Raw genomic sequence first — 25,779 nt, forward strand, 5'->3', positions numbered from 1 at the left:
TTAATGCTAAAAGTCTAAACGATCAATTCTAACACGTCCTGAATAGTGTTCCCACTTTAGAGCGGGGTTCCAATTTTGAACACTTAGCCACCAAAAGGCAAAGACTACTGGATATTTATTCAGTCTATTTTTTGTGCCATAATAATGCGTTTATTCTGGTCGTGTCGGCATGGCACGGCGAGTGCTGCTAATCCGGGAAAGGTGAATGGATAAGATCGAAGTTCGTGGTGCTCGCACCCATAATTTGAAAAACATCAACCTGACCATTCCGCGTGACAAGCTCATTGTGGTAACCGGCCTTTCGGGTTCCGGTAAATCCTCTTTGGCTTTTGACACGCTGTATGCGGAAGGTCAACGCCGCTATGTAGAGTCGCTCTCTGCCTATGCGCGCCAGTTTCTTTCCTTAATGGAGAAGCCAGACGTCGATCATATCGAAGGTCTGTCGCCCGCTATCTCCATCGAGCAGAAATCGACTTCACACAACCCGCGCTCGACGGTCGGCACCATCACCGAAATACATGATTACCTGCGCTTGCTGTTTGCACGCGTGGGTGAACCGCGCTGCCCAGATCATGACGTCACGCTCGCGGCGCAAACTGTGAGCCAAATGGTCGATCAAGTCTTAGCGCAACCTGAAGGTCGCCGCTTGATGCTGTTGGCTCCGGTCGTGAAAGATCGTAAAGGTGAACATACCAAGACGCTGGAAAGCCTGGCGACACAAGGTTATATCCGCGCGCGTATTGACGGCGAAGTCTGCGATCTTTCCGATCCGCCTAAGCTTGAGCTTCAGAAAAAACACACCATTGAAGTGGTCATTGATCGCTTCAAAGTGCGTGAGGATCTTTCAACTCGCCTGGCAGAATCGTTTGAAACCGCGTTAGGAATGTCTGGCGGCACGGCGATTGTTGCCGACATGGACGACAACGCAGCGGAAGAACTGCTGTTCTCAGCGAACTTTGCCTGCCCGATTTGCGGTTACAGCATGAGTGAGCTGGAGCCACGCTTGTTCTCTTTTAATAACCCAGCCGGTGCCTGTCCAACGTGTGATGGCTTGGGCGTACAGCAATATTTTGATCCCGATCGTGTGGTGCAAAACAATGAGCTGTCGCTGGCTGGCGGCGCAATTCGTGGCTGGGATCGTCGCAACTTTTACTATTTCCAGATGCTGCGCTCACTGGCTGAGCACCTCGATTTCGACATCGAAGCGCCATTTGGCAGCCTGAAAGAGAACGTGCAGCAAGTGATTCTGTACGGCTCAGGTAAAGAGAGTATCGAATTCAAGTACATCAACGATCGCGGTGACACGTCTGTACGTCGCCATCCGTTTGAAGGCGTACTGAACAATATGGAACGTCGTTATAAAGAGACCGAATCTTCAGCGGTACGTGAAGAGTTGGCGAAGTTTATCAGCAACCGCGCCTGCGCCAGTTGCGAAGGCACGCGTCTGCGCCGTGAAGCGCGTCACGTCTATCTTGAAAACACCACATTACCTACGATCTCTGATATGAGCATCGGTCATGCGATGTCGTTTTTTGAGAACCTTAAGCTAAGCGGGCAACGCGCTCAAATTGCTGAAAAAGTGTTGAAAGAGATCGGCGATCGCCTGAGCTTCCTGGTGAATGTCGGGCTCAATTATCTCTCTATGTCGCGTTCCGCAGAGACGTTATCCGGTGGTGAAGCACAGCGTATTCGTCTGGCTAGCCAGATCGGTGCGGGCCTGGTTGGCGTTATGTATGTGTTGGATGAGCCGTCAATTGGTTTGCATCAGCGCGATAACGAACGTCTGCTCGGCACCTTGATTCATCTGCGCGATCTGGGTAATACCGTGATTGTGGTTGAGCATGATGAAGATGCTATTCGCGCCGCTGACCATGTGATCGACATCGGTCCAGGCGCAGGTGTGCATGGCGGTGAGATTGTTGCCGAAGGCACCGTTGATGAAATCATGGCAGAAGAGGCGTCATTAACCGGTCAGTTCCTGAGCGGAAAACGTGAAATTGCTGTGCCGCAAGAACGGGTGAAAGGCGATCCAACCAAAGTATTGAAAGTCACTGGCGCACGCGGTAACAACCTGAAGGATGTGACGCTAACGCTACCGGTTGGCCTGTTTACATGTATCACCGGCGTGTCCGGTTCCGGTAAATCAACGCTGATCAACGATACGCTGTTTCCGATTGCTCAGCGCGCGCTTAACGGTGCGACCATTGCCGAACCCGCAGCGTATCGCGAGGTTCACGGGCTAGAGCATTTCGATAAAGTTATCGATATCGATCAAAGCCCAATTGGTCGTACACCGCGTTCTAACCCGGCGACTTATACCGGCATCTTTACGCCGGTACGTGAATTGTTTGCCGGCGTTCCCGAATCGCGTTCGCGCGGCTATAACCCGGGACGTTTTAGCTTCAACGTGCGGGGCGGCCGCTGTGAAGCCTGTCAGGGCGATGGCGTTATCAAGGTAGAAATGCACTTTCTGCCCGACATTTACGTGCCCTGCGACCAGTGCAAAGGTAAACGCTATAACCGCGAAACGCTGGAAGTTAAGTACAAAGGCAAAAGCATCCATGAAGTGCTGGAGATGACCATTGAAGAAGCGCGTGAGTTCTTTGATGCCGTTCCGGCGCTGGCGCGTAAGCTACAAACGCTGATGGATGTTGGCCTGTCGTACATCCGTCTTGGGCAGTCCGCAACGACGCTTTCAGGCGGTGAAGCACAGCGTGTGAAACTGGCGCGTGAGTTGTCAAAACGCGGCACCGGCCAAACGCTCTATATTCTGGATGAGCCAACCACCGGCCTGCACTTTGCCGATATTCAGCAGTTGCTGGAAGTGCTGCATCAGCTGCGTGACCAGGGCAATACCATTGTGGTGATTGAACACAATCTTGACGTGGTCAAAACCGCTGACTGGATTGTTGATCTGGGGCCAGAAGGCGGCAGCGGCGGCGGTGAAATATTGGTTGCTGGCACACCGGAAACGGTAGCGGAGTGCGAGAAATCGCATACCGCTCGCTTCCTCAAGCCATTATTGAAGAAGTAAATCTTTCAGGCCCGCCTCGTGCGGGCCTTGTTTTTAGTCCTGCACAATTGCCCCGAGAAATGCAGAATCAGGCAAGATTCAAACATGTATAGGCATATACGCTTTCGGCATCCCTGACTATCCTTAAGCGTTCCTCTTTGGCACGCCTTTCGCGTCGCCCTATTTGCAGCTGTTCTGCCCTGCTGCACTTATCTAAAAATCATCACGACACATCGACGAAACTGGAGACACCATGAATATCACGCATGCGTATGCTGCTCAGGATGCTAAATCCAAACTCGCACCGTTCGATTTCAAACCACGCGAACTCCGCGCACATGATGTGCAACTTGACGTTTTGTACTGTGGCGTTTGCCACTCAGACCTTCATCAGGCTCGTAACGAATGGCGAAACACTATTTTCCCTGTGGTGCCAGGTCATGAAATTGTGGGTCGCGTCACCGCTGTGGGTGCAGATACTCAGAAATACAAAGTGGGTGATTTGGTTGGCGTGGGTTGTATGGTCGATTCCTGCCGCAGCTGTCCAAGCTGCCAGGAAGGCCTGGAACAATATTGTGAAAACGGTTTTGTTGGCACCTATAACGGTGAAGACCGCGAAACCGGCGCAATCACTTACGGTGGCTACTCAACCTCAATGGTCGTAGATGAAGGCTTTGTGCTGCGTATTCCAGAAAACCTGGAACTGGCGGGCGTTGCGCCGCTGCTATGCGCAGGCATCACTACCTATTCGCCGTTGCGCCACTGGAATGTTGGCCCTGGCAAAAAAGTAGGTATCGTGGGTTTGGGTGGTTTAGGCCACATGGGCGTGAAAATTGCGCACGCGATGGGCGCGCATGTTGTGCTGTTCACCACTTCGCCGTCAAAAATCGAAGATGGTAAACGTCTGGGCGCTGACGAAGTCGTGGTCTCAAAAGACGCGGATCAAATGGCGCAGCACACCAACAGCTTCGACTTTATTCTCAATACCGTTGCGGCTCAGCACGATCTGAACCCTTTTATCGCTTTACTGAAGCGCGACGGCAACATGACGCTGGTTGGTGCACCGGAACACGATCACCCTGCTCCACAAGTATTTAACCTGATTTTTAAACGTCGCAGCATTGCAGGCTCACTGATTGGTGGTATCGCTGAAACGCAAGAGATGCTGGATTTCTGTGGCAAGCATGGCATTACCTCAGACATTGAACTGATTGCCATTAATCAGATTAATGAAGCCTATGAGCGCATGTTAAAGAGTGATGTGAAGTATCGTTTTGTTATCGATATCAAAACATTACGTGAAGAAACCGCTGCTTAAGCCTGACGCCGCTGAACCATCAGGTCCTCGTCTGTATTACTGGCGAGGACCGCTGTTTTACTTTTACTTTGCTGTTCCCGCCTGCTGATAAGAAGCATCAACCAGATAGTAGATCTGCGAGTCCTTCAACGAGCCATCCAGAAAGAGTGTATTCCAGTGCGACTTATTAAGATGTTCGCTGGGGAAAACATCTTTGTGTTCTTCACGCATTAAGTCTGCCAGGGCAGGTGTCGATTTCAGTGACACCGCAGGACGTCCTTCGACATCGTGAACCATGGCAAACAGCATGCCATCGCATTTAATTTGCGTTGCTTTCCAGTCGCTGTGTACGCTCTGTTCCGCGCCAGGTTTGCTCATGCAATAGGTCAATAACTCCGAAGTATTCATCCTCATTCCCCTTGTAAGGTGGCGACGATTCGCCTCGCACCGCCATGTATGCGGTGTTCTCCCAGCCAAATACCTTGCCAGGTTCCCAGTACCAGCTTTCCTCGCTGAACTGGCAACAGCAACGAAACACCTAACGTCGATGATTTAATATGCGCAGGCATGTCATCGCGACCTTCATAATCATGCTGATAAGGCGCATCTTCTGGGACGTGGCGCATGAAATGTTGTTCCATATCGCTACGCACCGTGGGATCGCAATTTTCATTTAGCGTTAACGATGCCGAGGTATGCTGCAACAGCAAATGCAGTAGTCCGGTTTTGATTTCAGCCAGCGCAGGCAGCTGATCGACAATCTCTTCAGTAACTAAATGAAACCCGCGTTGTCTGGCGTTCAGCGTTAAGGTTTGTTGATACCACATGCTTTTTCCCTAAATCGGTTACACCTTTTAAGTGTGCAGCATGTCGCGAAAAGGTAAACCCTGCAGGGAAATTAAATAAAAGGTCGAAGGTGCGGGGATTGTTTCGAGATGGGTACGCGGATCGCGCAAACAGCGGCCGTTGAAAACGCTAAACCTGATATTAACACGCACTCAGGTTCCCACAAGAGCGGTCTCCTTTATCGTGGCGGCTAAAAAAACGGTAAAAAAACCGCCGAACGACGCCGACGGTTTGTTTCTTTTCGTAAGATTTACATCACCGCAGCAAACGCTTCAGCCACCTGATGTACGTTTTTACTGTTGAGGCCAGCAACACACATACGGCCACTTCCTACCAGATAAATGCCAAACTCTTCACGTAAACGATCAACCTGCTCGGCGCTTAAACCGGTATAGCTAAACATGCCGCGTTGCTTCAGCAAATAATCGAAGTTTTGACCCGGCAAAGCGGTGCTTAATACCTGCACCAGTGCTTTACGCATGTCCAGAATACGCAAACGCATCGCTTCCACTTCTGCTAACCAGCTGGCTTTTAAGGCAGCGTCATTCAGCACGCGCGCAACAATCTGTGCGCCGAAGTTCGGTGGGCTTGAGTAGTTACGACGCACAGTCGCTTTCAGCTGACCCAGTACGCGGCTTGATTCTTCAGCACTTTCGCAGACGATAGACAATCCGCCTACACGCTCGCCATACAGTGAGAAGATTTTAGAGAACGAGTTGCTGACTAACGCTGGCAAACCTGCCGCCGCAATTTTGCGGATAGCGTAAGCATCTTCTTCCATGCCTGCGCCGAAGCCCTGATAAGCGATATCAAGGAATGGAATCAGCTCCTGCGCCTTCAACACTTCAGTGGTTTGATCCCACTGTGCGTTGGTCAGATCAGCACCGGTTGGGTTATGACAGCATGGATGCAGTAACACGATACTTTGCTTAGGCAGCGTTTTCAGTTTTTCAATAAAGGCTTCAAAACGTACGCCGTTAGTTTCAGCGTCGTACCATGGATAAGTATTTACCTCAAAACCTGCACCATTGAAGATAGCAACATGGTTTTCCCAGGTTGGATCGCTCACCCAGACATTGGATTGCGGAAAATAGCGCTTGAGGAAATCAGCACCGACTTTCAGTGCGCCCGATCCGCCCAGCGTTTGGATGGAGGTTACACGGCCTGCTTTTAGCATTGGGTGTTCAGCACCAAACAGCAGCGGTGCAATCGCGTTACGGTAAGGATTCAAGCCTTCCATCGGCAGGTAGAGCGAAGCCTGCTGCGGCTCGGCATGCAGCTGTTCTTCCGCTGCGGCAACGGCCTGCAACTGAGGAATAATGCCGTGCTCGTCGTAATAGAGCCCAATGCTGAGGTTAACTTTATGTTCGCGAGGATCCTGTTTAAAGGCTTCCATCAGCGACAGAATCGGGTCGCCGGCATAGGCATCAACGTTTTGAAACACGGTGCAGATCTCCATGATTGGTCTTGTTAAGCAGGGAATGTAAGCAGATCACTTGTCTCATTAAACCATGTAGCGTCCAGGACGATGGTTCATAGCGATAATCAGATTAAGAATTACCGCGCCTGCTATCGAGGCGAGCAATATTGGCATGCTGACCACGAACAGCGACGCCAGCACCACACAGGTGTCGACTGCCATTTGCAGTTTACCGGCACGGATACCAAAACGATCCTGCAGCCAGAGCGCCAGAATATTGATGCCGCCGAGGCTGGCTTTATGACGAAACAACACTATAAACCCAATCCCCATGATTACGTTACCGAACAATGTCGCATAAAACGGATCGAGGTTGGAAAAGTGAACGAACAGCGGATGAAGGTGAGTGAAGAGTGAAACTAACCCCACAGCGCAAAACGTTTTAAGCGTAAATTCCCAGCCCATGCGGCGCACAGCCAACCAGTAAAATGGCAGGTTGATCAGAAAAAATGCGCTACCAAATGACAGCGGGGAGATATAGCTGATCAGGAAAGCGATGCCGGCGGTGCTGCCGGTTAAGGCGCCCGCTTGCTTCAGCATAATGACGCCAAACGACACCATTAATGTGCCCATCACTATCGCCAGCGCATCTTCTATACGGGAATGGGGAATACGGGAAGGTTGAACAACGTTATCCATGGGTGTTTTCTCATTGCAAATGATGCGGTTCAAATGCAAAAAACGCACCATACCGACAACGTTTTTCTGCTGTCGGCAGGTGCCAGCGATTATCCCATTGATATCTAAGGCGCTTTATTGCAGGTTTTTGTGCATGAATATCAATTAAACCGTCAAATCATGCACAAATTCTTTTTTGGTGCGCGTTTTTTGCATTAATTGCCAACATTCTGCACCAAAACCGCACATCACGCACTGTTTTAGCGCGCGGTATGCTCAGGAATCATCATTAATCCATTCTCTTTTAACCGGCCCAGTACTACCGATGTTTTAACGTGTGAAACGCTTTGATGTCCGGCGACTAACTGGCTGATTAGTGCCCCCAGCGAGGGCAGATCAGAGACGGCTACTTTCAACAGATAATCGGCATCGCCCGTGGTTTTATACGCATCAACAATTGCATCTTCCTGCTCCACCATACGGTGAAAGCTCTCTACATATTCTGCCGTATGGTTAATCAGGCGAACTTCTATCAATCCCACCATACCTAGACCAATCGCGTCGGGCGAAAGCCGCGCATGATAGCCAAGAATCAAATTGGCCTGTTCGAGATTAATACGGCGGCGGGAACATTGAGACGCAGAAAGACCCACCAAGTCACTCAATTCCTGATTAGTCAGTCGGCCATTAGCTTGCAATAAAGTCAGTATTTTAAGGTCGTAATCGTCTACATGCGTCATTCTGATTCCAGAGCGTTATAAGCGTCGCTTTGTTACAGATAACCCGATCACTGGTGAGGTTGTCCAACACTATTTTCTGATGGCAGGCCTGACATGCACAGAACGTGCATGTCAGCACAAAGAAAGGCTTATTCGTCGTCGTATTGCGGGCCTGCGTAGTTATCGAAACGCGACCATTGTCCATTAAAGGTCAAACGGACCGTGCCGATTGGGCCGTTACGCTGTTTACCCAAAATGATCTCAGCAATCCCTTTGAGGTCGCTGTTTTCGTGATAAACCTCATCGCGATAGATAAACATAATTAAGTCCGCATCCTGCTCGATCGATCCTGACTCACGCAAATCCGAGTTGACCGGACGTTTATCGGCACGCTGCTCCAGCGAGCGGTTAAGCTGCGAAAGCGCCACCACCGGCACGTTTAACTCTTTGGCCAACGCCTTGAGGGAGCGCGAAATCTCAGCAATTTCCAGCGTACGGTTGTCAGACAGCGACGGCACGCGCATCAGCTGAAGATAGTCGATCATGATCATGCTCAACCCGCCGTTTTCACGAAAGATACGGCGCGCGCGTGAACGGACTTCTGTTGGCGTTAGCCCGGAAGAATCATCGATATACATGTTCTTCTTCTCCAGCAAAATGCCCATGGTGCCGGAGATACGCGCCCAATCCTCATCATCGAGTTGGCCGGTACGAATACGGGTTTGGTCCACGCGTGAAAGCGACGCCAGCATACGCATCATGATCTGCTCGCTGGGCATCTCCAGACTGAAAATCAGCACCGGTTTATCATGCAGCATCGCGGCGTTTTCACACAGGTTCATGGCGAACGTGGTTTTACCCATCGAAGGACGGGCCGCGACAATAATCAGATCCGATCCCTGCAAGCCTGCGGTCTTTTTGTTGAGATCCTGATAACCGGTATCGACACCGGTAACGCCGTCGTGTGGTGTTTGATATAGCGATTCGATACGCGAGACGGTCGATTCAAGGATTTGCTCAATGTTTTTCGGGCCATCATCCTTGTTGGCGCGCGCTTCAGCAATTTTGAAGACGTTGGATTCCGCAAAATCCAGCAGCTCTTCGCTGTTTCTGCCTTGCGGATCGTAACCCGCATCCGCAATTTGATTGGCGACCGAAATCATTTCACGAACAATGGCACGTTCACGCACGATATCGGCGTAAGCACCAATGTTTGCTGCACTTGGCGTGTTTTTCGCTAATTCGGCTAAATACGCAAAGCCGCCTGCCATTTCCAGTTCGCCACGGGTTTCCAGCGATTCTGAAAGGGTGATCAGGTCAATGGGTTGGCTCTCTTCCAGCAAACGCTGCATTTCTGAAAAAATCAGACGATGCGAACGGTTGAAGAAATCGTTGGCGACGACACGCTCTGAAACGTTATCCCAGCGTTCGTTGTCCAGCATTAACCCACCGAGCACCGATTGCTCCGCTTCCAGCGAATGCGGGGGCATTTTCACGCCAGCCAGCTGACGATCATGCGTTTCGTTCGATTTGTTGGTGGGTTTATTTCCTGCCATAGTGAATGCAATACCGATCTTCTGTGGGGACGCGCCAGTATACCTTGTTGTCGCGCGCGCCTCACCCTCATGATGAAACAATCACAGGAGTAAGAATGGCAAAGCGTATTCAATTCAATGCACACGGCGGCCCTGACGTTCTGCAGTGGATCGACTTTGAACCTGCCGATCCCGCTGAGAATGAAATACAGGTTGAGAACAAAGCCATCGGCATTAACTACATTGATACCTACGTGCGCAGTGGACTCTATCCAGTAGGCAATTTCCCGTCAGGTTTAGGTACCGAAGCGGCCGGCGTAGTAAAGCGCATCGGTAAAAATGTGACTCGCTTTACGCCTGGCGATCGCGTGGTTTATTGTCAGGCGGCATTAGGCGCATACAGCGAACTGCATAACGTGGCGGAAGATCGATTGATGTTGCTTCCCGATGCAATCAGCTTTGAGCAAGGCGCAGCCAGCTTTTTAAAGGGCTTAACCGTGCAATATCTCCTTCGTCAAACCTACAAAGTTAAACCTGACGAAATTTTCCTGTTTCACGCCGCCGCAGGCGGTGTTGGCCTGATTGCCTGCCAGTGGGCAAAAGCGTTAGGTGCCCATTTGATTGGCACTGTGGGTTCAGCAGATAAAGCGCAGTTGGCTAAAAATTCCGGTGCATGGGCCACAATTAATTATCGCGAAGAAAATATTGCACAACGCGTAAGTGAGTTAACCGAGGGTAAAAAAGTTGCCGTGGCTTATGACTCGGTAGGTAAAGATACCTGGGAAGCCTCTTTAGATTCACTGCGTCGACAGGGTTTATTAGTGAGTTTTGGTAATTCGTCTGGTCCAGTGACCGGAATCGACTTGGGTATTTTGAACAAGAAAGGGTCGCTGTTTGTTACCCGACCTTCGCTGTTTGGCTACATCACTAATCGTGAAGAGCTGGAAATTGCCAGTGCTGAGCTGTTCTCGCTCTTAGCCAGCGGGGCCATAAAAGTTGATGTGCCGGAGCAGCAAAAATTTGCGCTTAAAGATGCCAGCCAGGCACATAAAACCCTGGAAAGTCGAGCGACTCACGGTTCAAGCCTTTTGATTCCTTAAATGCAAAAAGGGCTTCTCTTAGGAAGCCCTTTTTGTCTTTTTTATCGTTCGCGCTGGTGTAGGGACAGCGGCGATGAATGCGTTTTGACTCAACGAGAGTAATCCTGACAGAAAACATAAGTAAAAAATATGTTTAATTGCCGAATTGTTCTAAGCAATTTCTGAGTCTGTGATCGCACCCGCATTTAGCGCCAACTATTACGATCTAACCGATTGATTTTGCGTTTAAGCCTGGCAAGAGAATGCGACTCTTTGTGAGCAAAAAAGGTACGGTATAGCCACACCGACGCCACCGCTAACACTAGCCACGGCAACAGTTTGATAACAAGAGCAAACAACCCACCGACAAACATCACCATGGTTGCAACCACCAATGCGGCAATAACGCCAAGCAATGAAACACCGGTTACTAGCAGCATCAGGAAGAACCCTAATACAAATAAAATTTCCATGTTAGCGCCTCTTTAATAAGCTAATACTGAGCTCTTACAAGAAATGTGCCAACGTATAATTGCCTGAATTATAAGAAAAGAGCGGCATAACTGAATTTCAGCATTAGCGAAAATCATCATTTTTTGGCGTAAAAAAACCAGCCTTTGCAGGCTGGCTTCGTTAAGCTTCGTTAATTTAGGCTTCTTGAGGAATTTTGTCCGCCACCAACGTTAACGCTGCTTCCAGCACACGTACATCCGCGCCAGGTTTATGCGCATTTTCACTTAAATAACGACGCCACTGACGCGCGCCCGGGATCCCCTGAAACAGGCCCAGCATATGACGCGTCACATGGCCGAGGTAGGTGCCTTTGCTCAACTCCGCTTCAATATAAGGATACATCGAGCGCACAACCGCCACTGGATCGATAACAGACGTTTCACGATTAAATAATTCACGATCAACCTGCGTCAGAATACCCGGGTTTTGATAAGCCTCGCGGCCCATCATCACACCATCCAGATGTTGTAGATGCAGTTTCGCTTCTTCCAACGTTTTAACGCCACCATTAACTGCCAACGTTAGATGCGGAAAGTCACGTTTGAGCTGGTAAACACGTGGATAATCCAACGGTGGAATTTCACGGTTTTCTTTTGGGCTTAACCCGGAAAGCCAGGCTTTACGCGCATGGATAATAAAGGTATCGCATCCACCACGCTCTGCTACTGTGCCAACAAAATGGGTCAGGAATTCATAGCTATCCTGCTCATCAATCCCGATTCGGGTTTTTACCGTTACCGGGATGCTGACGACATCCCGCATGGCTTTGATAGCGTCCGCCACTAAATCGGCTTCTGCCATCAGGCATGCACCGAAGCGACCATTTTGTACGCGGTCAGATGGACAGCCTACGTTCAGGTTAATTTCATCGTAACCGCGCTCTTCTGCCAGCTTAGCGCACTGCGCCAATGCCGTGGGGTCGCTACCGCCAAGCTGTAGCGCAACCGGATGTTCCTCTTCACTATATGCAAGGTAATCACCTTTACCGTGAATGATTGCGCCCGTGGTAACCATTTCGGTATAGAGCAGCGTGTCGCCGGTGAGCTGGCGATGAAAATAGCGACAGTGACGATCGGTCCAGTCGAGCATAGGTGCAATGGAAAAACGTTGCGAAGAGAAGGTATCGGTCATGAAGCGCAGAGAATCCGGTGGTTATGAGTGATGATATTCTGTGCAAGAATACCACAAGGGTGGGCGACATTGCATCGCCCACCCTTTTCTATCCATGCAGATCGTTAGAAATTGAACCCGAGCTGCATCATTGCGCCCCAGGTATTATTGGCACCTGCTGTACCTGCAAGATCTACATGCACCGCGTTATTAAATGGCGATAAGCCGAAACCGGCGGTAATAACGTTTTCATCATTAGAACGCATATCTGCTCGATAGCCGGCACGCAGCTGCAACCAGTCTAACACCCGATATTCACCACCGACCGCAGCATATTGATTACTGCCCTCTGATTTGAAGCGCTTGGTTTCAGTTAAATCCACATCGCCGGTTAAGGTAAATGGACCTTTATCCCAGGCAAGACCTGTGGTTACCAGCGGGCGAATTTGGTAAGTATCGCGGTAGCCGTTGACCTCTTTTGTATCAAGATCGCGTGAAATCAGGTTTTGTCCAGTCAAGCCAAAGGTCCAGTTTTCAGCAAAGGTTGTGGCTAAGCCTGCATCAACGTTGAAGCCGGTATCAGAGCTACGATAACGTGAGCTGTTGATATCGCTTTTGTCGTAGTTGTAGAGACTATCGGTGTAGTTATAAAGCCAGGTTTTCTGAATCTTAGGTGTAACCCCGATTGAAACAGGTTGGCCGGCAATCGTGAACTCATGCGCCACGGAAATACCGTAATCGGTAATCAGCGCCGCCAGGCCATTGGCGCTGGAACGCAAATTGTCCTCATCGCCAGGCACTGGGATGACGGAACCATTGGCAACACCTTGTAAGTAATCAATATCACTCTGCGCTACGTTGGCCTGCACATGGACAGTTCCGTAGGCTTTGGTTATGAAAGCGAAAGGCAGGGTTTCATTAGGAATGGTCACGGCGACAGCCACACCCGCACGGCCATCCGCTTTGTTGCCCTTTAAATCGCTCAGTTGATTTGCTACATCACCCGTTGCCGCCCGTAATTCAGGGTAGCCACGTAAATAGTCGGCAAAAGTCAGATTATTAATAACGTCCTGATAGCGATCAACGGTATCGGAAATATCATCGACTTTGTCAATTAGCTTGTCGTTATCAGTGATTTGCACACCCGCTGAAGGGAAAATAATGCTGACTTTATCTTCAGGGTTGGCGCGCGTCATCAACGCCGGGTTTGCCAGCACGGCAGAGCCATAGGTTGATGAAGCGACGCCGGTTCCACCCATGGCATCATTGCGTGCGTCATACCATGTCCCTGCCGCCATGGCGGAAGAAGAAATAAACAGTGCACTTAACATCACCGGGTAAGCCAGCGCTGAGCGCTGAACGAATTTTTTCACCATCTGCCTGTCATCACCTGTAAAAAGTGCCGTCGAATCATTCAACGACTGAATAGGTTGTTAGCGCTATTGTGAACGTCAGCTAACACGTTATTGCTGTGAATTCGAAGGAAACAGTGTCTCAATTCAACGGATTGGATGTTTTTGTATCAGATTAGCGTTGTTATTGTTCAAGTTGGTGCAAAAAGAAAGGTGCAAGACCAGCCATTCCTTAAATACTTTTGAACATTAATACTTAACTCAGTGAGATGCAAAGCGAAATGGCGGAAAAATCCTCAACCTGTTGAAATAGGTTGGATCTGTTTAAGCGAGGCTTCAGCACTTAACTGAAATTTTAACGCGTAGAAAGTGACGTAAATGCCTGTTTTTCACGCCCGGTGCAACGCCTGCGTGAACAAAATTTGTGTGATAAAATAACATCACTTATTTAGCGGAGAATTTTCATGTCGACGATGACGTCAGAGCAAATTATGTCCCAGGCGGAAAAACTGTGCCTGCAGCGCGGTGTTCGTCTGACTACGCAGCGTGCAGAAGTATTACGTTTGATGGCTGAGCTGCCAGGTTCAATCAGCGCCTACGATTTGCTGGATCAGTTACGCGTAAGTGAGCCGCAGGCTAAACCTCCTACCGTATATCGCGCGTTGGATTTTTTGCTTGAGCAGGGTTTTATTCATCGTGTTGAATCCAACAACAGCTACGTGATGTGCCACCATTTTGATGCACCTGCGCATACGTCTGTTATGCTGGTATGCGATCGCTGTGCGGCGGTTATTGAAAAACATGCACAGGGCGTAGAAAACATCATTGGTTCGCTGGCCACGGATGCACATTTCGCTCTACGTCATAGCGTCATTGAGGCGCACGGTTTATGTGAGAAATGCGTTGCGGTTGAAGCTTGTACACACCATGAGAGCTGTGAACACGATCATCACGTTGACGTGAAAAAGCGTGGGAAGAAGGGATAGTTGGCACATCCTTGTGCCTGTCCGGTATGAGCGTACCGGTGGGTAGGAGCATCGTCCTTAAACTGTCTTAATTACCAGCGATAATCTTTGTTATGGCCTTCCCAGTCTGTGACTTCTTTCTCCGCCTCATCCTTAGCGTAGCCATAACGTTCCTGGATTTTACCAACAAGCTGATCGCGTTTACCTTCAACGACTTGCATATCGTCGTCTGTCAGCTTGCCCCATTTTTCTTTGATTTTGCCTTTGAACTGCTTCCAGTTACCACTCGCTTCGTCGTGATTCATAGCAGACCTCCGGTCATCCTTCAGGTTTCAACTTATATCTCGCCATGCAAGATAATATCGATATAAAGCGCTACTCATTTGCGCTATTGAAAGTTAATTATAGTAGAGGATTTTAGATCTGCTGGAACATTACAGAATATTCTGTAGAGCGCGGTTCTGTACCACACCCTATTTTAAGCGGTAAACCAGCTGTTGTTTTGCCAGTGACGCCGCCATATCCACCATAACGACAGGCCGCGCAAGGCAAGAAACACCATGACTGCCAGCCATAAAGCGTGGTTACCCAACCACGGTAAAGTCAGTAAGGTAATGAAGTAGCCTAACGCCGCAATCGCCATACTGTTACGCATTTCACGACCACGCGTTGCACCAATGAACATTCCGTCTAGCAAATAACACCAAACACCGACTATCGGCATAATGATTTGCCAGATTAGATAGCGATCTGCCATTTGCCGTAGCGCGTCGATTGAAGTGAGCATAGAAACGATATGCGTGCCAAACAGGATGTAAATCAAGGAGAAGAAAAGTGCGACCAGGAAAGCTTGCCGACAGGCGGCGCGCCAGACGCGCAGCAATTTAGCGCCATCTTTAGCACCATGCGCTTCGCCTGCAAAGGCTTCTACGGCGTAGGCGAATCCGTCAAGCGCATAAGCGGTGAATGTGATGAACATCAGCAATACCGCATTGACTGCGACTACATTGGGCCCAATACGGGCACCTAACAGGGTCAGCGAGGCAAAACAGAGTTGCAGCATGAGCGAACGCAGCATGATATCGCGGTTAAGTCGTAACAGTCGGCGCATATCCCCGCGCCAACTCTGTTTGAGCAACGCCATATTGATACCCCGCAGTTTCAACACGCGCCATACCATGGCTAATCCCACCGCCAGGGTGACATATTCTGCCAATGCGGTTGCGGTTGCCGCCCCAGCGACACCCCAATGCAAATCAAGCACCAGCCACAGGTCGAGCAAAATATTGACCAGATTACCCACTACCAGCAGGATCACCGGCGCTCGCGCATATTGCACACCCAGCAACCAGCCCAGGATCACCAGATTCGCCAGCATCGCGGGGGCGCTAAGCCAGCGAATATGGATAAACAGCGTTGCCTGCTCCAGCACTTGTGGATTACCGCCAATCATACGCGTGGCAAGCTGGCTGACAGGGTCGCGTAAGAAAATGAAAATTACGCCGGCGACAAGCGCCATCATTAATGGCTGAGTCAGGGCACGTGCCAGCGCAGCTTTATCATTCGCACCGAATGCTTGTGCCGTTAAACCGGTGGTGCTCATACGCAGGAAAAGCAGCAGCATAAACAGGAAGCTAGTGATAGTGGTGCCTACAGCGACGCCGCCGAGGTAAACAGGACTATCAAGGTGGCCAATAACAGCGGTATCGACCAATCCCAGCAGCGGGACGGTGATATTAGAAAGGATCATCGGCAGCGCAAGCCGCCAAAGATTTTTATCAGTTGCAGTCAAAAAACGCATTCGCAAATCCGTGCTCAGCGCCGCTGCATCAGCAGGTAAGACAGCAGCGGCTAAATTTGGGCAGACAGAATAGCATCAGACTGGCGAACAAAAGCGACTATAGGAAGATTACAGCCACTCGCCGTTGCGAACGACGCCAACAGCCAGACCCTCAATGGTCAGCGACTGGGCACGCGTATCGACCACAATCGGTTCAAAGTCGTTATTTTCTGGCAGAAGATGAACAATTGAACCCTGTTTTTTCCAGCGCTTAACGGTCACTTCATCATCAATACGCGCGACAACCACTTGTCCGTTACGCACATCTTGCGTTTTGTGCACCGCCAACAAATCACCGTCCATGATGCCGATATCTTTCATCGACATACCGCTTACGCGCAGCAGGAAATCAGCTGAAGGCTTAAACAGACCGGGATCAACTTTGTAATGCGTTTCAATGTGTTCTTGCGCCAGCAGCGGTTCACCTGCGGCCACGCGGCCAATCAGCGGTAAACCTTCCGAGGCTTCTTCTTCCATTAACAGACGAATACCACGAGAAGCGCCAGAAACAATCTCAATAACGCCTTTACGCGCTAATGCTTTGAGATGCTCTTCTGCCGCATTGGGTGAACGGAATCCCAGCTGTGCGGCAATTTCTGCACGCGTTGGCGGCATGCCTGTTTGATTGATGTGATCGCGAATCAGGTCATAGACCTGCTGCTGCCTGCTGGTTAACGCTTTCATCCCGCCCCTGGTTGTTTATACAGTCGCTGTGAGTATATACAGGTATTGGTGAAATGGAAACCAAAAGTCAGGCAATAATCAGCCGTTTGACGGGTTCTGGAAAGCCTATCGCAAATGCGACCAAAGCAAAGCGATCCAGACGAAAACGGCCAGTAAGATACTCAGCAAGACGGCGGCTGAACCCATATCTTTTGCACGCCCGGCAAGGGGATGGTGCTCCTGCCCGATGCGGTCAACGACAGATTCAATCGCACTATTGAGGATTTCAACGATGACCACGAGCACGACGGCCCCAATCATCAATACGCGAGAAACGGTGTCCACATCCAGCCAACACGCTACCGCAATGGCGATTAACGCGGCGATAGCTTCCTGGCGGAACGCCGCTTCGTATTGCCATGCAGCACGAAGACCTTGCCACGAATAACCGGCAGCTTTCACAATTCTAATAAGACCGGTGGCATTATTTGCCATATTATGGGAACCCTTTCAACGGATTGACGTCAATGTCTGGGCTGCCGGCTAATGGCACCACCACAGATCTTCGCTGCGCTTTCTGGTATGCTTGCGGCGCTTTGCTAACAAGAGGCTTCATGTTGTCTATGTCAGGTTGGCGTAAACTTTATTATAAATTACTGAATTTACCACTCTCGTTTTTGGTAAAGAGTAAGGCTATTCCGGCCGATCCCGTTTCTGAACATGGTCTGGATCCTACCCGGCCCATTATGTATGTTCTGCCGTACGATTCGAAGGCCGACTTACTGACATTACGCGCGCAGTGCATTAAGCACGATCTGCCCGATCCCCTCTCTCCACTCGAGATTGATGGATCGCTGCTTCCACGCCACGTTTTTATCCACGATGGCCCGCGCGTATTTCCCTATTTTGTGCCCAGCGTTGAGTCGGTGAAAATCTTCCATGATTACCTCGACTTGCATCGCAACAACCCGGCACTCGACATTCAAATGCTGCCGGTAACGGTGATGTTTGGTCGTGCACCGGGGCGCGAAGTTCAGGGTGAAGATACGCCGCATCTGCGCGTATTAAATGGCGTACAGAAATTTTTTGCGGTGATTTGGCACGGGCGCGACAGCTTTGTGCGTTTCTCACCCACCGTTTCGCTGCGCCGCATGGCGACTGAACACGGTACAGATCAATCCATCGCTCAGAAGTTAGCGCGTGTTGCGCGTATTCACTTTGCACGTCAGCGTCTGGCCGCGATCGGCCCCCGTTTGCCGGCTCGTCAGGATCTCTTTAATCGGTTACTGCAATCGAAAGCGATTGAGAAAGCCGTTGAAGATGAGGCACGCAGCAAAAAATCTCTCATGAAAAAGCGCAGCAAAATGCGGTTGAGATGATGAAAGAAATTGCAGCCAACTTCTCTTATGAGGCGATTCGCGTTACCGACCGCGTAATGGGCTGGTTGTGGAGCCGTCTTTATCAGGGCATTAACGTCAACGGCGGCGAGCGCGTACGTCAGTTAGCACAAGATGGTCACGAAATTGTTTATGTGCCTTGCCATCGCAGCCACATGGATTATTTGCTGCTTTCTTACGTGCTTTACCATCAAGGATTAGTACCGCCTCACATCGCAGCGGGTATTAACCTCAACTTCTGGCCTGCTGGACCGATTTTCCGTCGTTTGGGCGCCTTCTTTATTCGTCGTACTTTCAAAGGCAATAAGCTTTACTCCACCGTATTCCGCGAATATCTGGGTGAGCTGTTTACCCGCGGATATTCCGTTGAGTACTTTGTTGAAGGCGGACGCTCTCGCACCGGTCGCTTACTTGATCCTAAAACCGGTACGCTGGCAATGACGCTTCAGGCGATGCTGCGTGGGGGTAATCGTCCGATTACGTTAGTGCCCATTTACATCGGCTATGAACACGTGATGGAAGTCGGCACCTACGCTAAAGAGTTACGTGGCGCAGCCAAAGAGAAAGAAGGCTTTATGCAGATGGTGCGCGGCTTGCGTAAGCTGCGCAACCTGGGCCAGGGCTACGTCAACTTTGGCGAACCGCTGCCGCTGGTCAATTATCTCAACAAGCGAGTGCCAGAATGGCGTGATGCAATCGATCCTATTGAGCCACAACGCCCAAGCTGGCTAACGCCAACGGTGAATGACATTGCCGCGCGGTTGATGGTGAGGATTAATGAAGCAGGCGCTGCCAATGCCATGAACCTGTGCGTGACAGCCCTGCTCGCTTCGCGTCAGCGCTCACTCACGCGTGAACAGTTGATTGAGCAGCTCGAATGCTATACCCAGCTACTGCGTAACGTGCCTTACTCACCCAACTCAACCGTGCCGGATCTTACCGCCGAAGCGCTGCTTGATCATGCAATGGGCATGAACAAGTTTGAAAGTGAGAAAGACAGCATTGGCGATATCATCATTCTGCCGCGTGAGCAGGCGGTTTTGATGACGTACTATCGCAACAATATTCATCACATGCTGGTGATGCCGTCGCTGATTGCCGCTATCGTGCAGCAGCATCCGAATTTGAGCGAAGCTGAGTTATTGCGTCAGGTTAGCCTGATTTACCCCATGCTGAAGAGTGAGCTTTTCCTGCGCTGGCAAACCGATGAGTTGCCGCAGCTGCTGTCCAATTTCTGTGAAGAACTGGCGCGTCAGGGCCTGATCACTATCGAAAATGGTCAGTTACGTTTTACTGCCGCACGCTATCGCACTCTGCAACTGCTGGCGGCCGGTATTCGCGAAACATTGCAACGGTATGCCATTACTTTCTCGATTCTAAGCGCTAAGCCTGCAATTAACCGCGGCACGCTGGAAAAAGAGAGCCGCACGTTAGCGCAGCGCCTTTCAGTTCTGCACGGCATCAATGCGCCGGAGTTCTTCGACAAAGCGGTCTTTACCTCACTGGTGCTGACGCTACGCCACGAAGGCTATATCAGCGACAGCGGTGATGCAGACGTGTTACAGACGCAGGCAACCTGGCTTATTTTGGCCGACCTGGTTACCAGCGATGTACGCCTGACGATTGAGAGCGCAGTGGCGCACGAGTAAGCGTTTGGTCATATTGATGTCAAAAAAAGGCGACCTCTTTAAACAGGTCGCCTTTTTATTGAGTGCCAAGAATGCGTTAGAAAATATGGCTGAACGGCGCCGTATTCATCAGCACACCGATAAACAGCACCAACCCAACATAGTTATTGTTGAGGAAGGCCTGAAAACAGAGCTGACGCTCGCGCTGGGCAATCAGTCGCTGCTGATGCACAAACAGCGCAGCAGCCAATAATAAAGACCAGTAAAATGCGCCATTTAACTGCAGTACTAACCCTACCCACGCCATCAGTATTAGCGTTGCCAGCTGCAGTAACCCAATGATCAGTTTGTCAAAACGACCAAACAGAATCGCTGTCGACTTCACGCCAATCTTCAGATCATCATCGCGATCAACCATGGCATATTGCGTGTCATAAGCCACCGTCCAGCAAATATTAGCGATGAATACCAACCAGCAAACAAAAGGTAAGGACTCACTAACTGCGGCCCACGCCATTGGAATAGCCCAGCCGAATGCCGCCCCCAGCACCACTTGCGGCAAATGGGTATAACGCTTCATAAAAGGATAAACCCAAGCCAGCGCCAGCCCCACGACGGAGAGCAGAATAGTCATCAGGTTCATGGTCAGCACCAGTACGAATGCCACTAATGCCAACCCAACAAACAGATATTTTGCCTCTTTTGAACTCACCGCACCGCTGGGTAACGGACGATTTTGCGTGCGCTGGACGTGACCATCCACCTTGCGATCGGCATAGTCGTTAATGACGCATCCCGCAGCACGCATCACGATAACGCCCAAAACAAACACCACCAGCACGGAAATGGGTGGCACCGCCATGTTAGCCAGCCACAATGCCCACAGCGTAGGCCACATCAACAACAAGGTGCCAATCGGTTTATCGATACGCATCAGGCGGCTGTATGCCTGCAACTTACTCATTTGTAATGTCTTTTGCACAATGCAATTCCTTAACCCCGATCGCGATAGAGCGGCGAAGCGGGCAAAAACAGTTCAGTCAGCAGCAGCGGTTTACCTGACAAGCGCAGGCGAGAGCGACGGCCCCATAAATCATCGACCTTTCCCGGCTCGATAAAATCACGGCTCAACGTTGAAGAGGAGAAAAGATAGCGGCCAAGCGGGCGTGTGCCTAACTGCTGCAACATTGCCTCCGGGCCATTCAAGGTACTTTCCGGCACCAGCGTTCGCCCGGCCAGCCAGGGTTCGTCGTCACCGAAAAGAATAATTTCACGCAACCAATAGCGTTCATCGTTTGGTAGCAATGTCAGTTCGTCAGTAAGCTCGCTGGCGTTAATGAAACCTTCGCGCACCGGCTGCACCGTTACTCGCTGACAATGTTGCTCAAAGCGCCGCGTCATGGAATCTTCTTCCATCAACCAATCCAATAGCACAGGCGAAAGCGCCGGTTGCGTGGGCGAAAGCCAGTTGAGCGCACGTAATAGGCTGAGCGCATCTTGCGACATAGCACCACTCCCAAAAATTTGCAGGGCGCTAGTTTAACGCAGAGCGGCCCAGTGAACACCTGTCGTCGTGCAGAACCCTTAGCTGGTTTATTCGCGTTTTAGTCGCTGACTGTTTGCCAGCCATAACGTTACAACCAGCACCAAAATGGCGGCTGAATAGCACAACGTATCGAACGGATTTTTGTGGTCAACGATAATCAGACGAATAATCGCCGTAATACCGATATACACGAAATAGCGTAATGGGAAGTGATAACCCGATTGAAAATACTTAACAATCAAGGCAATAAACTCAAAGTAGAGGAAATAGATCACGATTCCATCAATCAGCAAATAGGACGAAGCCTGTTCGCTGCTGTTGAGTAAAACATTGGCTAAATGGATGGTTTCTTTACCAAGGAATACCACCAATATAATGGCCAGGCTCAGCAGACCTAAATTCAGCACCCATTGCAATACGGTTGCAAAGTGCTGCGCCATAGGATTTTTTCACTCATGTTGTGTCTCTGAAAAGTCGATTATTCGCTGGCGCTATCATGCGTTAGCGTGACGCAAATCACAATCATGCTTCCACCTCAACACAGAGCGCGTCGTAACGCCAGTATTCACAATCGCAGTCAATGACCAGCTTCTGCTGGTTGCGATTGATTCGCGTGATAAGCAATCCTGGGCTGCCGGCTGCGACATTAAGCGCCGGGGCGGCAACGTCGGGTAAGGGGCCAGGGAGAATGGTGAAACGTGCGCCGCCGTAGCGAATGCCGTAACGCTGATCGTAGAGATCGGTCAGAGAGCGCGTAAGATCTTCGAAAAGCAGGCCGGGGAAAAAGTGTGGATTGAGGTAATGCTCAACATACAACACGGCCCGGCCATCAATGCGACGCAGACGACGAATACAGAAAACCGTTTCCCCTTCTTCCAGCATCAGCGCGGCGGCTACAGCGCCCTGCGCAGACACTTCCTGTGCGGCTATGACTTCGGTGCTGGCATGACGTCCTTGCTCGGCTGCCATGGCATGAAAATGACTGTGATACAGAGGATTATAGATAAGTCGCGGAGGTGCAATAAACCAGCCACGGCGCAGTTCACGATAAATTACGCCTTGCGCTTCCAGCTTCCCCAGTGCTTCGCGCAGCGTGATACGCGTAGTGGAAAACGCTTCACTTAACGCCCGTTCTGCAGGCAGTCGGCCACCATTGAACTCACCCGCTTTAATGCGCGCCAGCAAGGCGCTGGCAATCACATCTGCCGTTTTAGGTGCTATCGACTCCACAACAATAGCCTCATTTTGGTGCGCTTTCGCACTGCGTCAGTTCGATGACAACCTTTCCGTACTCGATCATTCCGAATGGATTTTATGGGAAATATTACGCATCCCCTCGCCCTGCACGTCTTTGTCATAAATCATTCATATACACCCGCTACATTGGCTCGGTTCTTGCTGGACTAGACCAGACAGGCCACTCAACTTACACCGGGAGCAACTGAGATGAAAGCGTTTATCGCCTCTGTAGTAGCCAGTGCTGTATTCCTTGCCTTGCCTGCTGCGCAGGCTGCCGATAATGACCTTGCCGCCTTAGAAAAAGCCGCCCGCAGTGAAGGTCAGGTCAATAGCGTCGGTATGCCGGACAGCTGGGCAAACTGGAAAGATACCTGGAATGACATCAACAGCAAATACGGTTTGAAGCACAGCGATACCGATATGTCCTCGGCGCAGGAGCTGGCTAAATTCGATGCAGAAAAAGAGAACGCCAGTGCAGATATCGGTGATGTGGGTGCGGCATTTGGTCCCATCGCTGTGGCTAAAGGTGTTGCACAACCCTACAAACCCACACATTGGGATCAGATTCCAGCCTGGGCGAAAGACAAAGAAGGCAACTGGGCGCTGGCCTACACCGGTACTATCGCGTTTCTGGTGGATAAACAGCAGGTGAAAGATGTCCCGCACAGCTGGGCCGATCTGAAGAAAGGTAAGTATGTAATCACTATCGGCGATGTCGGCGTGGCAGCTCAGGCGGCTAACGGTGTGCTGGCAGCAAACTACGCGTTAGGTGGCGATGAAAAGAACCTGAAACCCGCGCTTAATTTCTTTGCTGAGTTGGCGAAGCAAGGTCGTCTCGGCGTAACCGATCCGGTGATTGCTAACATTGAGAAAGGCGAAGTTCAGATGGCGGTGTTGTGGGACTTCAATGGCCTCAACTATCGCGATCAAATCGATAAAAACCGCTATGAAATCGTGATTCCTTCCGATGGTTCAGTGACCTCCGGTTACACCACCATCATCAACAAATATGCCAAACACCCGAACGCGGCCAAACTGGCGCGTGAATATATCTTCTCTGACGCTGGCCAAATTAATCTGGCAAAAGGCTATGCACGCCCGATCCGCGCTGAACATCTGACTTTACCTGCTGATGTACAAGCCAAGCTGCTGCCGCAATCTGAGTACAAAAATGCGCGCCCTATCAAGGATCAGGCTGCGTGGGATAAATCCTCCAAAATGCTGCCGCGCCTGTGGCAGGAAAACGTCATCATCAATATGCAACAGTAGCGCGTGGCAAGGAGAACGGAATGAAAACGATCCTCGTGGTGCTGGACGGCTTAAACAATCAGGTCGCGCAACATGCAATGGGCTACTTGTATGCCGAATGTGCGCAAGGTCATGGTCACTATTACACCCTTACCTGCGAATTGCCGTCCCTGTCGCGTCCGTTGTATGAGTGCATCCTGACCGGCATTCCGCCGGTTAAGAGCGGAATAATTCATAACGGCGTGAGTCGATTGAGTCGTGAGCGCAGCATTTTTCACTATGCGCGTGCAGCTGGGCTGACCACGGCGGCAGCGGCCTACCACTGGGTGAGTGAGCTTTATAATCAAACACCGTTCGTTCCGGCGCGCGATCGTCATACCGACGCGCCGGACTTGCCCATTCAATATGGGCATTTTTACTCTGACGACAGCTACCCCGATTCTCATCTGTTTGAAGATGCAGAAAGTTTGCGCCTGCGCCACAACCCTGACTTTATGTTCATTCATCCGATGAACATTGACGATGCAGGCCATAAACACGGGTTGTCTTCACCGCAATACCGTAATCGAGCGCGCATGGCAGATGGTTATTTGTCGCACTGGATGCCGACCTGGCTGGCAGAAGGATATCAGGTGATTGTTACCGCCGATCACGGCATGAATGACGATCGCTCGCACGGGGGTATTTTGCCGGAAGAAACTCAGGTTCCGCTGTTTGTGTTTGGCCGCGCTTTCTCACTTCAAGCCGAGATTGCGCCACAGCAAACTGAACTGTGCGGCACGGTGTGCGAACTGCTGGGTGTTGCGCATGACAAGCCCATCTGTCGTGGCTTACTGGCGGAGCCGAACGCATGAGGGGAAAGAGGTTAGCTTTGCTGCTTCTGCTCCCCTTCGCGCTGTTTTGGGTCGCTTTTCAGCTCGCCCCGTTGGTATGGATTGCTATCAACAGCTTTTGGAGCGAGATGAATGAAGCCTGGGGCTGGGATAACTATCACGACATCCTGACGTCACCCTTTTATTTACAGGCCTTCCGTTTCTCGTTAGACATCTCGTTTTGGTCGAGTGTGTATGGGCTGCTGATTTCCCTGATTGCCGGTTATTCACTGCATCAGGTCGGTAGCGGGCGTTTACAACGCTTCATGATGTCGTTCACTAACATGACCAGCAACTTTGCTGGCGTGCCGCTGGCGTTTGCTTTCGTGATTCTACTCGGCCTGAATGGCTGCCTGACCTTACTGCTGCGCCATTATGAATTGATTGAAAGCTTCAAGCTGTTCTCGCGTAACGGCATGGTGCTGGTTTACACCTGGTTCCAGATCCCCCTTGGCGTACTGCTGCTTTATCCGGCATTTGATGGATTAAAACGTGACTGGCAGGAATCTGCCGCGCTGCTGGGTGCCAGCCGCTGGCGCTACTGGTGGCATATCGGCCTGCCGATTTTGTTTCCGGCACTGCTTGGCACCTTTGTCATTTTACTGGCGAATGCGTTGGGCGCTTACGCCACCATTTATGCCCTGACCACCGGCAATTTCAACGTCGTTCCGGTACGGATTGCGGCATTGGTTTCGGGTGATATCTCGCTGGATCCCAACACTGGCAGCGCGCTGGCCATGCTGCTGGTGCTGATCATGGCGCTGATTACCGTGGTGCAGCAGTATTTGGTGCGCCGCAGCTATCTCAACGCGAAATAGG

The 25,779-nt window shown here is 50.7% G+C and carries 24 protein-coding genes and 1 pseudogene; 8 read left to right on the plus strand and 17 right to left on the minus strand.

The genetic code is table 11. From position 1 onward, the window contains the following. Positions 1–205: 205 nt before the first annotated feature. Both uvrA and KQP84_RS20375 read left to right on the plus strand, forming a co-directional pair. On the plus strand, positions 206–3,034 hold the full coding sequence (gene uvrA / locus KQP84_RS20370) for an excinuclease ABC subunit UvrA (protein ID WP_215847892.1): 2,829 nt from the start codon (positions 206–208) through the stop codon (positions 3,032–3,034). 232 nt (positions 3,035–3,266) lie between these two features. Beyond that, on the plus strand, positions 3,267–4,331 hold the full coding sequence (locus KQP84_RS20375; RefSeq protein WP_215847893.1) for an NAD(P)-dependent alcohol dehydrogenase: 1,065 nt from the start codon (positions 3,267–3,269) through the stop codon (positions 4,329–4,331). A gap of 63 nt (positions 4,332–4,394) precedes the next feature. Here KQP84_RS20375 and KQP84_RS20380 read toward each other — a convergent pair whose 3' ends face one another. The 6 genes from KQP84_RS20380 to dnaB all read right to left on the minus strand — a co-directional run bounded on the left by KQP84_RS20380 (position 4,395) and on the right by dnaB (position 9,529). Then, positions 4,395–4,718, minus strand: a complete 324-nt coding sequence (locus KQP84_RS20380; protein ID WP_215847894.1) for an MmcQ/YjbR family DNA-binding protein — start codon at positions 4,716–4,718, stop codon at positions 4,395–4,397. Positions 4,719–4,720: 2 nt separating this feature from the next. After that, complete coding sequence (locus KQP84_RS20385; RefSeq protein WP_215847895.1) at positions 4,721–5,137, minus strand: secondary thiamine-phosphate synthase enzyme YjbQ; 417 nt, start codon at positions 5,135–5,137, stop codon at positions 4,721–4,723. A 269-nt stretch (positions 5,138–5,406) separates the two neighbouring features. Further along, complete coding sequence (locus tag KQP84_RS20390; RefSeq protein ID WP_215847896.1) at positions 5,407–6,600, minus strand: amino acid aminotransferase; 1,194 nt, start codon at positions 6,598–6,600, stop codon at positions 5,407–5,409. Positions 6,601–6,660: 60 nt separating this feature from the next. Beyond that, positions 6,661–7,275, minus strand: coding sequence for a YitT family protein (locus KQP84_RS20395; protein WP_215847897.1), 615 nt, complete (start codon positions 7,273–7,275; stop codon positions 6,661–6,663). Positions 7,276–7,514: 239 nt separating this feature from the next. Continuing rightward, positions 7,515–7,994 carry an Lrp/AsnC family transcriptional regulator gene (locus KQP84_RS20400; protein ID WP_215847898.1) on the minus strand — a complete coding sequence of 160 codons (480 nt, stop codon included), beginning with the start codon at positions 7,992–7,994 and terminating at the stop codon, positions 7,515–7,517. Positions 7,995–8,122: 128 nt separating this feature from the next. Next, positions 8,123–9,529 (minus strand): replicative DNA helicase, encoded by a 1,407-nt coding sequence (dnaB, locus tag KQP84_RS20405; RefSeq protein WP_215847899.1) that lies wholly within the window; start codon positions 9,527–9,529, stop codon positions 8,123–8,125. A gap of 95 nt (positions 9,530–9,624) precedes the next feature. On the opposite strand from dnaB, the gene KQP84_RS20410 reads away from it, so the two are divergent. Beyond that, positions 9,625–10,608, plus strand: a complete 984-nt coding sequence (locus KQP84_RS20410) for a quinone oxidoreductase (RefSeq protein ID WP_215847900.1) — start codon at positions 9,625–9,627, stop codon at positions 10,606–10,608. A 185-nt stretch (positions 10,609–10,793) separates the two neighbouring features. Here the strand turns inward: KQP84_RS20410 and pspG are convergent, their stop codons facing one another. From pspG to KQP84_RS20425, 3 genes are all read right to left on the minus strand, one after another. Beyond that, the gene (gene pspG, locus KQP84_RS20415) at positions 10,794–11,060 is read right to left on the minus strand and encodes an envelope stress response protein PspG (protein ID WP_215847901.1); all 267 of its coding nucleotides are present in this window, start codon (positions 11,058–11,060) and stop codon (positions 10,794–10,796) included. A 175-nt stretch (positions 11,061–11,235) separates the two neighbouring features. Continuing rightward, on the minus strand, positions 11,236–12,231 hold the full coding sequence (gene dusA, locus KQP84_RS20420; protein ID WP_215847902.1) for a tRNA dihydrouridine(20/20a) synthase DusA: 996 nt from the start codon (positions 12,229–12,231) through the stop codon (positions 11,236–11,238). 104 nt (positions 12,232–12,335) lie between these two features. Further along, positions 12,336–13,586, minus strand: coding sequence for a conjugal transfer protein TraF (locus tag KQP84_RS20425; protein ID WP_215847903.1), 1,251 nt, complete (start codon positions 13,584–13,586; stop codon positions 12,336–12,338). 440 nt (positions 13,587–14,026) lie between these two features. Between KQP84_RS20425 and zur the strand changes: the two genes are divergently transcribed. Beyond that, positions 14,027–14,548, plus strand: a complete 522-nt coding sequence (zur, locus tag KQP84_RS20430) for a zinc uptake transcriptional repressor Zur (protein ID WP_215847904.1) — start codon at positions 14,027–14,029, stop codon at positions 14,546–14,548. 71 nt (positions 14,549–14,619) lie between these two features. On the opposite strand, the gene KQP84_RS20435 is transcribed toward zur, so the two are convergent. The 4 genes from KQP84_RS20435 to KQP84_RS20450 form a co-directional block, all read right to left on the minus strand. Beyond that, positions 14,620–14,832 (minus strand): CsbD family protein, encoded by a 213-nt coding sequence (locus KQP84_RS20435; protein WP_215847905.1) that lies wholly within the window; start codon positions 14,830–14,832, stop codon positions 14,620–14,622. Positions 14,833–15,005: 173 nt separating this feature from the next. Next, positions 15,006–16,328 carry an MATE family efflux transporter DinF gene (gene dinF / locus KQP84_RS20440; RefSeq protein ID WP_215847906.1) on the minus strand — a complete coding sequence of 441 codons (1,323 nt, stop codon included), beginning with the start codon at positions 16,326–16,328 and terminating at the stop codon, positions 15,006–15,008. Positions 16,329–16,436: 108 nt separating this feature from the next. Further along, on the minus strand, positions 16,437–17,051 hold the full coding sequence (lexA, locus tag KQP84_RS20445; protein WP_215847907.1) for a transcriptional repressor LexA: 615 nt from the start codon (positions 17,049–17,051) through the stop codon (positions 16,437–16,439). 105 nt (positions 17,052–17,156) lie between these two features. Then, the gene (locus KQP84_RS20450; RefSeq protein ID WP_215847908.1) at positions 17,157–17,525 is read right to left on the minus strand and encodes a diacylglycerol kinase; all 369 of its coding nucleotides are present in this window, start codon (positions 17,523–17,525) and stop codon (positions 17,157–17,159) included. 128 nt (positions 17,526–17,653) lie between these two features. Here KQP84_RS20450 and plsB point away from each other — a divergent pair. Continuing rightward, positions 17,654–20,076, plus strand: a pseudogene (plsB, locus tag KQP84_RS20455) (glycerol-3-phosphate 1-O-acyltransferase PlsB). Between the two features lie 76 nt (positions 20,077–20,152). Here plsB and ubiA read toward each other — a convergent pair. The 4 genes from ubiA to KQP84_RS20475 all read right to left on the minus strand — a co-directional run bounded on the left by ubiA (position 20,153) and on the right by KQP84_RS20475 (position 22,831). Beyond that, entirely contained in the window at positions 20,153–21,019 is an 867-nt protein-coding gene (ubiA, locus tag KQP84_RS20460) for a 4-hydroxybenzoate octaprenyltransferase (protein WP_215848357.1), read from the minus strand. 29 nt (positions 21,020–21,048) lie between these two features. Then, positions 21,049–21,561 (minus strand): chorismate lyase, encoded by a 513-nt coding sequence (gene ubiC / locus KQP84_RS20465; RefSeq protein WP_215847909.1) that lies wholly within the window; start codon positions 21,559–21,561, stop codon positions 21,049–21,051. Between the two features lie 87 nt (positions 21,562–21,648). Further along, entirely contained in the window at positions 21,649–22,041 is a 393-nt protein-coding gene (gene psiE, locus KQP84_RS20470; protein ID WP_215847910.1) for a phosphate-starvation-inducible protein PsiE, read from the minus strand. Positions 22,042–22,123: 82 nt separating this feature from the next. After that, the gene (locus KQP84_RS20475; protein ID WP_215847911.1) at positions 22,124–22,831 is read right to left on the minus strand and encodes a UTRA domain-containing protein; all 708 of its coding nucleotides are present in this window, start codon (positions 22,829–22,831) and stop codon (positions 22,124–22,126) included. A 216-nt stretch (positions 22,832–23,047) separates the two neighbouring features. Here KQP84_RS20475 and KQP84_RS20480 point away from each other — a divergent pair, with 216 nt between their 5' ends. From KQP84_RS20480 to KQP84_RS20490, 3 genes are read left to right on the plus strand one after another with little or no spacing between them, the layout of a single operon-like run. Next, on the plus strand, positions 23,048–24,109 hold the full coding sequence (locus tag KQP84_RS20480; protein ID WP_215847912.1) for an ABC transporter substrate-binding protein: 1,062 nt from the start codon (positions 23,048–23,050) through the stop codon (positions 24,107–24,109). A 20-nt stretch (positions 24,110–24,129) separates the two neighbouring features. Beyond that, a complete protein-coding gene (locus tag KQP84_RS20485; protein ID WP_215847913.1) occupies positions 24,130–24,942 on the plus strand; it encodes an alkaline phosphatase family protein in 813 nt (270 codons plus the stop codon). Beyond that, complete coding sequence (locus KQP84_RS20490; RefSeq protein ID WP_215847914.1) at positions 24,939–25,778, plus strand: ABC transporter permease; 840 nt, start codon at positions 24,939–24,941, stop codon at positions 25,776–25,778. The genes KQP84_RS20485 and KQP84_RS20490 overlap by 4 nt, the downstream gene beginning before the upstream one ends. Position 25,779 lies beyond the last annotated feature (1 nt).

It is taken from the genome of Candidatus Pantoea bituminis, assembly GCF_018842675.1.
Taxonomy (GTDB): Bacteria; Pseudomonadota; Gammaproteobacteria; order Enterobacterales; family Enterobacteriaceae; genus Pantoea; species Pantoea phytostimulans.

Coding starts and splice junctions, on each gene's coding strand:
- ubiA (WP_215848357.1), bottom strand. CDS start 21,019: ATGAGTAAGTTGCAGGCATACAGCCGCCTGATGCGTATCGATAAACCG.
- KQP84_RS20385 (WP_215847895.1), bottom strand. CDS start 5,137: ATGTGGTATCAACAAACCTTAACGCTGAACGCCAGACAACGCGGGTTT.
- zur (WP_215847904.1), top strand. CDS start 14,027: ATGTCGACGATGACGTCAGAGCAAATTATGTCCCAGGCGGAAAAACTG.
- dusA (WP_215847902.1), bottom strand. CDS start 12,231: ATGACCGATACCTTCTCTTCGCAACGTTTTTCCATTGCACCTATGCTC.
- pspG (WP_215847901.1), bottom strand. CDS start 11,060: ATGGAAATTTTATTTGTATTAGGGTTCTTCCTGATGCTGCTAGTAACC.
- KQP84_RS20490 (WP_215847914.1), top strand. CDS start 24,939: ATGAGGGGAAAGAGGTTAGCTTTGCTGCTTCTGCTCCCCTTCGCGCTG.
- KQP84_RS20410 (WP_215847900.1), top strand. CDS start 9,625: ATGGCAAAGCGTATTCAATTCAATGCACACGGCGGCCCTGACGTTCTG.
- KQP84_RS20395 (WP_215847897.1), bottom strand. CDS start 7,275: ATGGATAACGTTGTTCAACCTTCCCGTATTCCCCATTCCCGTATAGAA.
- ubiC (WP_215847909.1), bottom strand. CDS start 21,561: ATGTCGCAAGATGCGCTCAGCCTATTACGTGCGCTCAACTGGCTTTCG.
- psiE (WP_215847910.1), bottom strand. CDS start 22,041: ATGGCGCAGCACTTTGCAACCGTATTGCAATGGGTGCTGAATTTAGGT.
- dinF (WP_215847906.1), bottom strand. CDS start 16,328: ATGCGTTTTTTGACTGCAACTGATAAAAATCTTTGGCGGCTTGCGCTG.
- KQP84_RS20485 (WP_215847913.1), top strand. CDS start 24,130: ATGAAAACGATCCTCGTGGTGCTGGACGGCTTAAACAATCAGGTCGCG.
- KQP84_RS20380 (WP_215847894.1), bottom strand. CDS start 4,718: ATGAATACTTCGGAGTTATTGACCTATTGCATGAGCAAACCTGGCGCG.
- lexA (WP_215847907.1), bottom strand. CDS start 17,051: ATGAAAGCGTTAACCAGCAGGCAGCAGCAGGTCTATGACCTGATTCGC.
- uvrA (WP_215847892.1), top strand. CDS start 206: ATGGATAAGATCGAAGTTCGTGGTGCTCGCACCCATAATTTGAAAAAC.
- KQP84_RS20450 (WP_215847908.1), bottom strand. CDS start 17,525: ATGGCAAATAATGCCACCGGTCTTATTAGAATTGTGAAAGCTGCCGGT.
- KQP84_RS20435 (WP_215847905.1), bottom strand. CDS start 14,832: ATGAATCACGACGAAGCGAGTGGTAACTGGAAGCAGTTCAAAGGCAAA.
- KQP84_RS20400 (WP_215847898.1), bottom strand. CDS start 7,994: ATGACGCATGTAGACGATTACGACCTTAAAATACTGACTTTATTGCAA.
- KQP84_RS20480 (WP_215847912.1), top strand. CDS start 23,048: ATGAAAGCGTTTATCGCCTCTGTAGTAGCCAGTGCTGTATTCCTTGCC.
- KQP84_RS20375 (WP_215847893.1), top strand. CDS start 3,267: ATGAATATCACGCATGCGTATGCTGCTCAGGATGCTAAATCCAAACTC.
- dnaB (WP_215847899.1), bottom strand. CDS start 9,529: ATGGCAGGAAATAAACCCACCAACAAATCGAACGAAACGCATGATCGT.
- KQP84_RS20425 (WP_215847903.1), bottom strand. CDS start 13,586: ATGGTGAAAAAATTCGTTCAGCGCTCAGCGCTGGCTTACCCGGTGATG.